Genomic DNA, 11,680 nt, shown 5'->3' with positions numbered 1-11,680 from the left:
CTGGTCGATCGCGCTGGGCGCGCTGGCGTCGGGCCTGCACTTCGCCCTTCCCGGGCCGCTGGGCCGCACCGTCGGCCTGCTGGCCGACGCTGCCGCGCCCGTGGCGCTCTTCGCGATCGGCGCGGTGCTGGCGCGGGCCGGCATGTCGGCGCATCCGCACGAGGCGCTGCGCCCGCGCGACGGCCTGGGCGCGGCGCTCGCCAAGCTGGTGGCGCACCCGCTGCTCGTTTGGGGGGCCGGCCATGGCGCGATCGCGGCGGGCCTGCCGCTGGCGGCACCCGCGCACACCGCGCTGGTGCTGGCGGCGGCGCTGCCGGCCGCGAGCAACGTCTCGCTGCTGGCGGAGCGCTTCGGCGCGCACACGGGGCGCATCGCGCGCACCATTTTGCTGTCCACGGCGCTGGCGTTCCTGAGCTTCTCGGCCGCGGTGGCCCTGCTGGCCTGAGGGCTTGCGCGCTGCGCAGCCGTCCCCGGCGGCCTGCCGGCACTTCGCATGGCCGGCATCCGCTTCGCGGGAGTCACCGCGGCGTTACGTGACTTCCTGAAAGTGCTCCCATGCACTGCGGATCCGTGGTGCCGATGACTGCCTTCCTGGAGCCGTGCCATGACCCCGACTTCCCCCCATGTCCCCATTCCAACCCGCCCGCCCGGCGCCGCACGCGCCTTCCTCGCGCAGATCGGCCTGCAGCTCGGCGTGACCGCGGACGCGCTGCAGGCGCTGGAGTCGGGCGAGCCGTTCGCCGGTCCTTCGGGCCTGCTGTGCCGCGTCCACACGGGCATCGTCGGAGGCCGCTGGATCGGCCATCCCGAGGTGCTGTTGCCGCTGGCGGCAGCCGAACTGGGCGGGCCCGACGTGCCGCGGCTGCTGGGCGTGCAGGAGCAGTTGCTGCACGGCGAGGGATGGCTGCTGGGGCTGATGGCCGGCGGCGGGCTGCTGGCCCTGCGGCCGCTGCAGGCGCAGCACGACGCCGCGCAGGTGGCCGCGGACCTGGACCGCGGCCACGTGCTGGCGCGCGCCGCGCTGGACGTGCTGGTGCCCGCCGATGGCACCGATCCCGGGGCGGGTGACCGGGAAGCCCGGAACCTGGCCGGCACCGGGGCAGTGTCGTGATCCCGGGCCCCGGCCAGGCGCTGCTGCGCGGCCCCGAACGGTCGGACCGCTTCCCGGCTGCGCAGGAGGGCGCGCGCCGCCCGCAGCCGGCCGGCGCGGGCGCTTCCACGCCGATCCCTGCTGCCGCGCAGGAGCTCGCACGCCTCGCGGCGTCGGGCCGGCGATCGCGCGCCGGCTCCCCGGCGGGCACGGTGTCGCCGCGCCGCGCGCCATTGCCGCCCACGGCGCGGGACGAGAGCGGGCGCGCATCCACCGCCTCCTCGTTCCGCTCCGCAGCCACCGCACTCTCCGATGCCCCGGTGCCGGCGCGCGATGCCAGCAGGCGCCGTCAGGCGGCGGAACCGGCCTTCTTCTCGGCGCGCATGGAATTGCCGGAGGCCGACGGGTATGACCCGGGCCTGCCCGCGCGTTCCGGCCGCAACGGTTCCGTGCGGAGCGCGTTCACGGATGGCAGCGCGCTGGAGCGCAGCGACTCCTCGTCGTCGTCCGACCTCGACACGGTGGAGCCCCGCGGCGTGGCCCGCGAAGAAGCTGCGCAAGGCAGCCACGGGGCAGACCCGCGCGCGGTGGCGGACCTGTTCCGCCAGCAGCTCGCGGCGCACCTGGCCGCCATGCCGCTGGCCCATGACGTGCAGGGCCGCGCCGAGGTGCAGGCGCAGATGGAGGCCGAATACGTCGCATGGGCCGGCGAGCGCCTGCTGGAGCGGCACCGTGCCTACGGCGAGGCGGGCGGCTACCGCTTCGGCGAATCCATGGACGCCGTCGGCCTGCCGCGCGCTTCCATCGCGATCGCCTACGAATGCCTCAAGGGCTTCCTGATCTCCGCCACCCGCACGCCCCCGGGCGGTGCGATCGCGGTCCTGCAGGGCACCCGGGACAGCGAGCGCGCCGCCAGGATCCGGCCGGCCGCGCTGGGGGGCCTGGTGGCGGGGGCCGCCAACTACGTGGTCGAATCGATCCTGCTTCCCGCCATGGACCGCCGCGCGCGCGTGGCGAACATGCCGGCCTTCAAGGCCGTGGACCCGAAAGTGCTCATCCCCGATCCCGCGCCCGTGCAGCTGGAGGTGACGGCCGAGGGCGCCAAGCGCTTCTGGAGGCCCGTGCGGGACTCGGAGGTCGGGCACCGGGCCGTGACCGAAAGCGTGGACCGCCCGACCCGCAATGCCCTGCGTGGCGCGGCGCACGACGACCGCAAACTGGCCGAAACGCGCCAGAAGCTCATGGACGGCAAGGCCGAGGCCACGCTGCTCAAGCCGGTGCTCACGGCCAGCGCGAACGCGCTGCGGCGCTGGGCGAGCGACGCCGCGACGCTGGCCTCGCCGGGCAAGGCCATGGCGTTCGGCGCCGTGGCGTCGGGCACGGCGGCGGCGGTGAACAAGGCGGTGCTGGAGGCGACCAAGGCGCTGCCGCGCACCGGTCAGGTCGAGGTGCCCGATCTGCTCGGGGGCACGCAGCGCGTGAACCTGTTCCGCCTCGCGGTGCCCGACGAGGCCCAGGCCCCGCTGCGCTGGCGCGACGCGAAGCGGTTGCCCGGTTTCGCATGGAACGTGGTGCAGGAGGCGGCGCCGCTGCTGGGCGAGGCCATGCGCACGGGCGCCGGGGCCTTCCACGCCGCGCGCGATTTCTTCGTGCGCGGCGTGGGGGGCAATGTGCTGATCGGCGCGGTGGCCGCTTCGGCGGGCCTGCAGTTCGCGTCGATCGTGCGCGGGCGCTACGGCGTGCCGGACAGCGGCGAGGCGACCGCCTCCACCGGCAGCGTGCTGCAGCAGGCGGGGCAGAGCTTTTTCAGCGAACTGGGATGGAGCGGCTGGAAGGCGCTCATGGGCGACATCAGCGGCGAGCTGGCCGCCCGCCTGGACCGCCGCCGCGACCAGACGCAGGAGCGCCTCTGGCGCGAGGCCCGCGCCGAAATGCGCGGCCTCGACGAGGACCTGCAGCGGGCGCTGAGCCCGTCGCTGCGCGCCTTCGCCTCGCCCGTGCTGCCGCCGCGCGGGGCCGCTGCGGGCCCGGCCGACGCGCCGCACGACCTGGAGGGCGGCCGGGCCCCGCGGATCCGGATGCAGGACCCGCGCCTGCGCCAGGCCACCGAGGCGGCACGCGCCAGCGTCGAAGAGCTGCTGGACCTCAGCCCGCAGGGCATCATCCAGAAGGCGACGGTGGCACGGGCCGCGGGCCGGCTGCGCCGGCTGACCGCCCTCTACCCCCAGGCCATCCTGGCCGCCGAAGGCCTGGACGTGCCGCGGCTGCAGCGCATGCGCGCGCGGCTGGAGCACGTCGAGCGGCTGCTCGAACAGCGCGAGGCGCTGGTCGCCTGGCGGGAGGGCCCGCGGCCGCACGCCGATTGATACGGGCTCGAACCCGTCGGGAGATGGAGAGGGCGGCGACGGCTCAGATCGCCAGCGGATCCACGTCCACCAGCCAGCGCACCAGCCCGCGGTGGGCCGGGTCCGACCGGCAGGCGTGCAGCACCGGCTGCCAGGCCGCGAGGAAGCGCTGCAGCGCCGCGCGGCTCGGGCTCTCCAGCAGCATCTGCGCGCGCTCCACGTCGGCCACGCGCTGGATCGCCAGCGGCACGGGCGGGAAGACCGTCACGTGTTCCAGCCCCGGCAGGCCGGCCTCCCGCGCCGCCTCGGCGCATGCGGTCAGGAATCCCTGCGCCACCTCCTGCGTGCGCGCGTCGGCACGCACCAGCGCTTGGTAGGCGAAGGGCGGCATCCCGGCCTCGGCACGGTCGGCGAGCTGCCGGCCCGCGAAAGCCGGGTAATCGTGCCGGCGCAGCGCCGCATACACGGCATGGTCCGCGTGGTAGGTCTGCACCCACATCTCGCAGGGGCTGCCCTGGGCCGCCACGTAGGCCGCGTCCCGGCCCGCGCGGCCGGCCGCCTGCATCAGCAGCGCGAACAGCCGCTCGGGCGCCCGGAAATCGCTCGAAAACAGGGCGCCATCGGGCTGCACCGCCGCCACCAGCGTGATCCGCCGGAAGTCGTGCCCCTTGGCCACCATCTGCGTGCCCACCAGCACGTCCACCTCGCCCGCATGCACCTGGGCGAGCTGCTCCTCCAGCGCGCCTTTGGCCCTGGTGGTGTCGGCGTCGATGCGGGCCACGCGCGCCGCGCGCCGCTCCGGCGTGATGACGTTGCGCAGCAGCTGGGCGAGCTGTTCCTCGAGCTGCTCGGTACCGCGGCCGATGGGCGCGATGTCCGGGTTGCCGCAACTCGGGCAGGCATAGGGCACGCGCTGCGCGAAGCCGCAGTGGTGGCAGCGCAGCGTGCGGTCGATCTTGTGGAACACCTGGTGGGCGCTGCAGTGCGGGCAGTCGCTCTTCCAGCCGCATTCGGTGCAGTGCAGCACCGGGGCGAAACCGCGGCGGTTCAGCAGCACAAGGCACTGCTCGCCGCGCTCCACGCGCTCGGTGATGGCGGCCACGAGCGGCGGCGAGAACACCGCGCCGCGCGGCTGCTGCGCCATGTCCACCAGCCGCACGCGCGGCAGCGCGCCCGCGCCGATGCGGCTGGGCATGTGCAGCCGCAGGTAGCGCCCGCCCGGATCGCCCTCGGCGGGCGGGCGGCTCGCGTGCCAGCTCTCCAGCGACGGCGTGGCCGAACCGAGGATCACCTTCGCGCCCTGTTCCCGCCCGCGCCAGATGGCCAGGTCGCGCGCCGAGTAGCGCGCGCCCTCCTGCTGCTTGTAGCTCGCGTCGTGCTCTTCGTCCACCACGATCAGCGCCAGGCCCGGCAGGCTCGCGAACACCGCCATGCGCGTGCCGAGCACGATGCGCGCCTGCCCGGAATGCGCGGCCAGCCAGCTTTTCAGCCGCTGCGGATTCGTCATGCCGCTGTGCAGCGACACCACGCTGTCCGCGCCGTAGAGCGGTGCGAAGCGCGCGAGGAAGCGCGCCTCCAGCTGCGGCGTGAGGTTGATCTCCGGCACCATCACCAGCGCCTGGGCGGCGGGGTCGGCGGCCAGGGCCTGCTGCACGCAGCGCAGATACACCTCGGTCTTGCCGCTGCCCGTGCTGCCGTAGAGCAGGAACGGGCCGGGCTCGGCCGCGATGCGCTCCGTCGCCGCCCGCTGCTCGGGGCTCAGGTCGTGGGGCTCGCTCGCATAGGGCGGCGTGGCCTCGGCGGCCACCGGGGCCGCGGCAGCGGGGGCGCGTTTCAGCCGCCGCGCGAGCTGCTCCGGGGTGAGATCGCGCAACTGCGGCGGCAGCGCTGCCAGTGCCACCTCGCCCACCGCGCGCTGGTAGTAGCGGGCCGCGAATGCCACCAGGCGGCGCCAGGACGCGTCCAGCGGCGCCAGGCCCTCCAGCACGCCCGCGACGGGCCGCACGGCCGCGCCGGCGGGCAGCGCAGCGGCCTGCAGGGGCGGATCCCACACCACCCCCAGCACTTCGCGCGAACCCAGCGGCACCCGCACCAGGGTGCCCGGCGCGATCGCTATCCGACTCGCATAGCTCAGCGGTTCGCCCACCGCGCTGTGCGTGGGCGTCTGCACCGCCACCGACACGATCACGGGATCGGGAGCGCGGGCGGGCGGCGGAGACGGGGACGGAGGGGGAGCGGAGGAGGGCACGGTGCGAGTATCGGCGGCAGCGCCGGAGTCTGCCCCAAGCGGGCGGAGGGTGCCGGCATCACCCCGGAAGACGTTTTCCCGCCGATCTGTGGATAACTTTGTGGGCATCCGTGGACAGCCAGGGGGCAGGCGGTGCATGACTGCGCGGGTCGGCGTTCCCGAGTCACGGCGCCGTTTCGGAAAAATTCATTTAAAAACAATGACTTAGGTCGCATCACCTCATGTTTTTCTGTGAGCCTGATCCTGTGGATTGTTACAGGTCTGGGCGCCCCGGAGTGTGCATAAGTCCACTTGTCAAGAGTTCCGCGGGGCTCTGGAATGTGCTAGGCGGGCCCTCGGATTGCCGCTTCGCCTGCGATTCGCCCGGCAAGTGCTTGATTTCTCGGGCTTTTTGGGGAAATCCCGAAATTCTGTGGATAACTTTGTTGATATCCGCTGGGGACACCGCGCAGATCCTTGATGGCACTGGCTTCTGCGCCGGTGCCCGGATTTTCGGCACCCCTGGCATGCCTATATGAATCAACGACTTGGCGCTGCCCCGTAAAAAAACTTCGGAACACCGACGGCAGCGCCGCAGTTGCCTGATGCTGCATTGCAGCGCGCGGCGCGGTGTGCATAAGTGCGACCCGACCGTATCCGCGGGCTGCTCTCGGGCCGCGGCCCGCCACGCCGCGGGGCCGGAGCCCGGCTTCACCCCGCGCGCAGCGTCCGCGAGTAGGTATGCACGGCTTCCACCAGCGCGGCCACGTGTTCCGGCGGCGTGTGCTGGCTGATGCCGTGGCCCAGGTTGAAGATGTGCGTCGGGCCGGTGGTGCCGCGGTCGGTGTGCGGCGTGCCGAAGGCGTCCAGCACGGCGCGCGCCTGCGCGGCGACGGTCTCCGGCGGGGCGAACAGCACGTTCGGGTCGATGTTGCCCTGCAGCGCCTTACCCGGGCCGCCCACGGCGCCGCCCACCAGGGCGCGGGCGCGTGCCAGGTTGGCCGTCCAGTCCAGGCCCAGCACCTCGCAATCGAGGCCGTTCATGTCCTCCAGCCAGAGCGCGCCGCCCTTGGTGAACACGATGCGCGGCACGTCGGTGCCGTCCACCCCGGTGCGCTTCAGCTGCGCCAGCACGCGCCGTGTGTAGGCCAGGCTGAACGCCTGGAAGGCGCCGTCCGCCAGCACGCCGCCCCAGCTGTCGAAAACCATCACCGCCTGCGCGCCCGCGTCGATCTGCGCATTCAGATAGGCGGCCACGGCATCGGCATTGATCGCCAGGATGCGGTGCATCAGGTCCGGGCGGGAATACATCAGCGTCTTCACCAGCCGGTAGTCGTCGCTGCCCTTGCCCTCCACCATGTAGCAGGCCAGCGTCCAGGGGCTGCCGGAGAACCCGATCAGCGGCACCCGGCCACCCAGCGCGCGGCGGATGGACGTCACCGCGTCGAACACGTAGCGCAGCTTTTCCATGTCGGGCACGGCGAGTTCGGCCACTGCGGCCTCGTCGCGCACCACGCGGGCGAAGCGCGGTCCCTCGCCCTCGGCGAACGACAGGCCCAGGCCCATCGCGTCCGGCACCGTGAGGATGTCGGAGAACAGGATCGCCGCATCCAGCGGAAACCGCTCCAGTGGCTGCAGCGTCACCTCGGTGGCGTAGTCCACGTTCGTCGCCAGCCCCATGAAGCTGCCCGCCCGCGCGCGCGTCGCCTTGTACTCCGGCAGGTAGCGGCCGGCCTGGCGCATCAGCCACAGGGGCGTGTAGTCGGTGGCCTGGCGGCGGCAGGCGCGCAGGAAGGTGTCGTTCTGGAGCGGGGCGAAAGTCATCCGGCCATTGTCGCAGGCACGTCCGGCGCGGGGCCTCGGCGCGTGCCGCTGTCTTGCCCCAGGTCAAGACGCCGGAGGGCTGCCCGCGGGCTCCCGGTGGCGCGCCCCCCCGCTGCGCGGCGGAAACGGCGGTGCTTCCGGCGCCTGCCGCTCCAGCCGCGCGGCTTCTTCCTGCAGCTGCGCCAGCCCCCGCGCCAGCTGCTCCAGGTGGTCCGCGTCCAGGCTGCGCGCCAGTTGCTGGTTGATGGCCCGCACCTGCGGCCACAGCGCGGCGTGCAGCCGGCTGCCTTCCTCCGTCAGGTGCAGCGCCGAGGCCGGCTGGCCGGCCGGCGCGGCGCTCTTGCGCACCAGCCCCTTGGCCTGCAGCGAGGTCACGGCCCGCGACACCCGCGCGCGGTCCAGCTCCAGCCGCTGCGCCAGCACCGAGGGCGGCAGTCCTGGCTCCTGCGCCAGCCACATCAGCACGCCCCATTCGCGCCGCGTGATGCCGTGGGTGCGCTCGCACAGCCGCGTGATCAGCCGGCCCGACGATGCCGCGAGCTTCACCAGCCGGTAGAGCAGCAGGTCACCGGGCTGCGCCGGCTCGGCCAGGGGATGCGCCGCGGCGCCGGGCAGGGGGGCGGATGCGCGTACGGGGTCAGAGGCCGGAGCGGTGGCGCGGCCAGGCACGGGGCGGGACGCGGCCATGCGGGAATCTCCTCATCGGGGTTGATTAAAACAATTGTCGGGCCAGTGCGTACAGTGCGGCGCATCCCCCGCTGATGGAGCACTGCCATGGCACGACGCCGCGAATTCCTCTTGAACACCCTGGCCCGCCCGGCCCTGCTGGGCACCGCCGCCTCCCTGGGCGCGGGCGCCGCGCTGGCGCAAACGGCGCCGCAGGACGCGCCCCTGCGCATCGTCGTGGGCTACGCCGCCGGCGGATCGAGCGACCGCGTCGCCCGCATCCTGGCCGACCGGCTGCAGCATGAGCTGGGCACCCCCGTCATCGTCGAGAACAAGGTGGGCGCGGGTGGCCGCGTCTCGGCCCAGTACGTGAAGAACGCGCCGGCCAACCCGCCGCTGCTGCTGCTCGCCAACCCCGCGGTGATGGTCGTCTCGCCCCTGGTAGTGAGCGACCTCGGCTACCAGCCCGAGCAGGATTTCGTGCCCGTGAGCGAGGTGAACAACTACGTCTTCGGCGTGGCCGTGGGGTCCGCCGTGCCGGTGCGCGAGCTGCAGCACCTGCTGGCCTGGATGCGTGCCAACCCGCGCTCGGCCAACATCGGCGTGCCCGCCACCGGCAGCCTGCCGCACTTCTTCGCGCTCATGCTGGGGCAGAAGGCCGGCGTGGCCGCCGAGGCCGTGGGCTACCGCGGATCGGCCCCCTTGCTCACCGACCTGATCGGCGGCCAGATCCCCGTCGCCGTGGACACGCTCGACGCCCTGCAGCCCCAGTTCGAGGCCGGCAAGCTGCGCCTGCTGGCCGTCTCCAGCGAGCAGCGCCTGCCGGACCTGCCCCAGGTGCCCACGCTGCGGCGATCGGGCGTGGACCTGGCGGCTTCCGGCTGGAACACCCTGTTCGCGCCGCGCTCCATGCCCGCCGCGCAGGTGGACCGCTACGCCGCCGCCGTCCACAAGGCGATGCAGGACAAGGAAGTCGTCAAACAGTTCAAGGCCAACCACCTCGATCCGGTGGTGAGCACGCCCGCGCAGACGCGCGAGAGCATCGCCGCCTACCGCAAGCAGTGGGAGCCCGTGATCCGCAACTCGGGATACCGCCCGTGAGCGCCGTGCCGATGAACGCCCCCGCGGACCGCGCCGCGCCGCGGCCCCACATCGTCTTCATCGTCGCCGACGACATGGGCTACGCCGACCTGGGGTGCTACGGCGGCCGCGATGCCGCCTTCGGCCCCGTCTCGCCCGTGCTGGACGGACTTGCCGCCAACGGCCTCAAGCTCACCCAGGGCTATTCCAACTCGCCCGTCTGTTCGCCCACGCGCTTCGCGCTCATGACGGCGCGCTACCAGTACCGCCTGCGCGGCGCGGCCGAAGAACCGATCCGTACCGCCACGCGCGGCAACGACCGCCTGGGCCTGCCGCCCGCCCACCCCACGCTTCCCTCGCTGCTGAAGGACGCCGGCTACCGCACCGCCCTCATGGGCAAATGGCACCTGGGCTATCCGCCGCATTTCAGCCCCTTGAAGTCGGGCTACGAGGAATTCTTCGGCCCCATGTCCGGCGGCGTGGACTACTTCACCCACTGCGGCGCCAACGGCTCGCACGACCTCTGGTTCGGCGAAGAAGAAAAGGCGCAAGAGGGCTACCTCACCGACCTCATCACCGACCACGCGGTGGACTACATCGACCGCATGGCCGAAGATGCAAAACAGGGCACGCCGTTCTTCCTGAGCGTCCACTACACCGCCCCCCACTGGCCCTGGGAGACCCGCGACGACGAAGCGCTGGCGCACGAACTGCGCGAGAGCAAGCAGGCCATCTACCACCTGGCCGGCGGCAACGTGGAAACCTACCGCCGCATGGTCCACCACATGGACGAAGGCATCGGCCGCATCATGGACACGCTCCGCGCCCATGGCCTGGAGCGCGATACCCTGGTCGTCTTCACCAGCGACAACGGCGGCGAACGCTTCTCCGACAACTGGCCCCTCGTCGGCGGCAAGATGGACCTCACCGAAGGCGGCATCCGCGTGCCCTGGATCGCCCACTGGCCCGCCGCCATCGCCCCCGGCGGCACCAGCGCCCGGCCCTGCCTGACCATGGACTGGAGCGCCACGATGCTGGAACTGGGCGGCGCGCAGCCGCACCCCGACTACCCGTGGGACGGCCGGACCCTGGCCCCGCTGCTGCACGACGCGGCCTGGACGGGCGCCGCCGACCGCCCGCTGTTCTGGCGCATGAACCACCGCGGCCAGCGCGCCATGCGGCAGGGCGACTGGAAATACCTGCGGGTGGACGGCGTGGATTACCTCTTCAACCTCGCGCAGGACGAGCGCGAGCGGGCGAACCTGGCACCGCTGCAGCCGGGAAGGCTGGCGGAGATGGTGCAGGCCTGGGAAGCATGGGAGGCGACCATGCCGGCGATTCCGGGGGATGCGACGGTGAGCCTTTGCTATACGGACAAGGACATGCCGGCGCGGTAATGGAGCGGTGGGTCGCTACATGCGCTGCGGGAGCGCGGGTGTGGCAATCCTGTCCGGGTGAGTTAAAAGCAAAGGTGGGAGTTGTTAATAAAATTCATAATTTTTATTAATGCTGGCGGGTTTTGCAGAGCGGACAGCCATTGCGAAAACATTTGAAAACAATATTTCGTCCATAGCCTGTCGAGTTTTTCGGTCTGCCGACCTATCATCCGGCCGATTCCAACTTGACTCTGCAGCAACGAGAGGGCTGCAGCCGCATAACAATGACACGCCGCGTCACCATCCGGACGCCCCTGGGAGAGCAGTTGCAGTTCAGGCAGTTGCGGGGCAGCGAGGAGTTGAGCCAGCTTTTCTCCTTCGACATCGACCTGCGCTCGGAGAGTCAGAGCATCGATCCCAAGGCACTGCTCGGCAAGACGGCGACGGTGGAGATCGAGACGCAGGGCGGTGGCAAGCGCTACCTGGATGGCCTGGTCACGCGTTTCGGCATGCAGGGCCAGGACCACCGGTTCTACTCATACCACTTGCGCCTGCAACCCTGGCTCTGGGTCGCCACACGGCGGCAGGATTTCAAGATATTCCAGTTCAAGACCGTCCCGCAGATCGTGGAAGAGGTTTTGAGCCGCTACGGCTATCCGCTGCAGATGAAGCTCACGCGGGCTTATCGCAGTTGGGATTACTGCGTGCAATATGGCGAGAGCGATTTCGACTTCGTCTCGCGATTACTGGAGCACGAGGGCGCGTACTACTACTTCCAGCACGCGAGCGGCCAGCACACCCTGGTGATCGCCGACGACATCGTCGCCTGCCATGATCCTTTGCCGGGCGCAGCGACCATCCCCTTCTACCCGCCCGAGAAGTCCGCCACGGCCGACCGCGAGAACATCCACGCGTGGAGCCTGGGCGAGGAAATCAAGCCCGGCAGGTACTACAACGACGACTACGACTTCAAGAAGCCCCGTTCGGACCTCTCCAACATGCGCCAGCAGCCGCCGGGCCATGCGCACGATGCGTACGAGATCTACGAGTGGCCCGGCGGCTACGTGCAGCA

Annotated in this window: 9 protein-coding genes; 6 read left to right on the top strand and 3 right to left on the bottom strand. The window is 71.7% G+C overall.

Translation table 11 applies throughout. The annotated features are described in order from the left end of the window. The 3 genes from Q9R47_RS24040 to xopF2 form a co-directional block, all read left to right on the top strand. Nucleotides 1-445 (top strand): AEC family transporter (locus tag Q9R47_RS24040; protein ID WP_311235619.1); only part of this gene is annotated, 445 nt, incomplete at its 5' end. 159 nt (nucleotides 446-604) lie between these two features. Then, entirely contained in the window at nucleotides 605-1,111 is a 507-nt protein-coding gene (locus Q9R47_RS24035) for a hypothetical protein (RefSeq protein ID WP_311235618.1), read from the top strand. Continuing rightward, nucleotides 1,108-3,456 (top strand): type III secretion system effector XopF2, encoded by a 2,349-nt coding sequence (gene xopF2, locus Q9R47_RS24030; protein ID WP_311235617.1) that lies wholly within the window; start codon nucleotides 1,108-1,110, stop codon nucleotides 3,454-3,456. Before Q9R47_RS24035 ends, xopF2 begins: the two co-directional genes overlap by 4 nt. Before the next feature lie 43 nt (nucleotides 3,457-3,499). Here xopF2 and priA read toward each other — a convergent pair whose 3' ends face one another. From priA to Q9R47_RS24015, 3 genes are all read right to left on the bottom strand, one after another. After that, a complete protein-coding gene (gene priA, locus Q9R47_RS24025) occupies nucleotides 3,500-5,623 on the bottom strand; it encodes a primosomal protein N' (RefSeq protein WP_311235621.1) in 2,124 nt (707 codons plus the stop codon). Between the two features lie 750 nt (nucleotides 5,624-6,373). Next, nucleotides 6,374-7,486: a uroporphyrinogen decarboxylase gene (gene hemE, locus Q9R47_RS24020; RefSeq protein WP_311235616.1), complete on the bottom strand. Its 1,113-nt coding sequence runs from the start codon at nucleotides 7,484-7,486 to the stop codon at nucleotides 6,374-6,376. A gap of 63 nt (nucleotides 7,487-7,549) precedes the next feature. Then, a complete protein-coding gene (locus tag Q9R47_RS24015) occupies nucleotides 7,550-8,173 on the bottom strand; it encodes a MarR family winged helix-turn-helix transcriptional regulator (RefSeq protein WP_311235615.1) in 624 nt (207 codons plus the stop codon). An 87-nt stretch (nucleotides 8,174-8,260) separates the two neighbouring features. Between Q9R47_RS24015 and Q9R47_RS24010 the strand changes: the two genes are divergently transcribed. From Q9R47_RS24010 to Q9R47_RS24000, 3 genes are all read left to right on the top strand, one after another. After that, entirely contained in the window at nucleotides 8,261-9,253 is a 993-nt protein-coding gene (locus Q9R47_RS24010; RefSeq protein WP_311235614.1) for a Bug family tripartite tricarboxylate transporter substrate binding protein, read from the top strand. A gap of 11 nt (nucleotides 9,254-9,264) precedes the next feature. After that, the gene (locus Q9R47_RS24005) at nucleotides 9,265-10,629 is read left to right on the top strand and encodes a sulfatase-like hydrolase/transferase (protein ID WP_311235620.1); all 1,365 of its coding nucleotides are present in this window, start codon (nucleotides 9,265-9,267) and stop codon (nucleotides 10,627-10,629) included. 263 nt (nucleotides 10,630-10,892) lie between these two features. Then, nucleotides 10,893-11,680: type VI secretion system tip protein TssI/VgrG (locus tag Q9R47_RS24000; RefSeq protein ID WP_311235613.1), on the top strand; the 788-nt coding region annotated here is incomplete at its 3' end.

This window comes from Acidovorax sp. PRC11 (assembly GCF_031844105.1).
In the GTDB taxonomy this organism is placed as follows: Bacteria; Pseudomonadota; Gammaproteobacteria; order Burkholderiales; family Burkholderiaceae_C; genus Paracidovorax.
Note: the sequence above shows the minus strand (reverse complement) of the source record. Positions and strands in the feature narration are given on the sequence as shown.

Excerpts from the sequence above, each read along its gene's own strand:
- Q9R47_RS24035 (WP_311235618.1), top strand. The coding sequence starts at position 605 with ATGACCCCGACTTCCCCCCATGTCCCCATTCCAACCCGCCCGCCCGGC.
- hemE (WP_311235616.1), bottom strand. The coding sequence starts at position 7,486 with ATGACTTTCGCCCCGCTCCAGAACGACACCTTCCTGCGCGCCTGCCGC.
- Q9R47_RS24015 (WP_311235615.1), bottom strand. The coding sequence starts at position 8,173 with ATGGCCGCGTCCCGCCCCGTGCCTGGCCGCGCCACCGCTCCGGCCTCT.
- Q9R47_RS24010 (WP_311235614.1), top strand. The coding sequence starts at position 8,261 with ATGGCACGACGCCGCGAATTCCTCTTGAACACCCTGGCCCGCCCGGCC.
- Q9R47_RS24005 (WP_311235620.1), top strand. The coding sequence starts at position 9,265 with ATGAACGCCCCCGCGGACCGCGCCGCGCCGCGGCCCCACATCGTCTTC.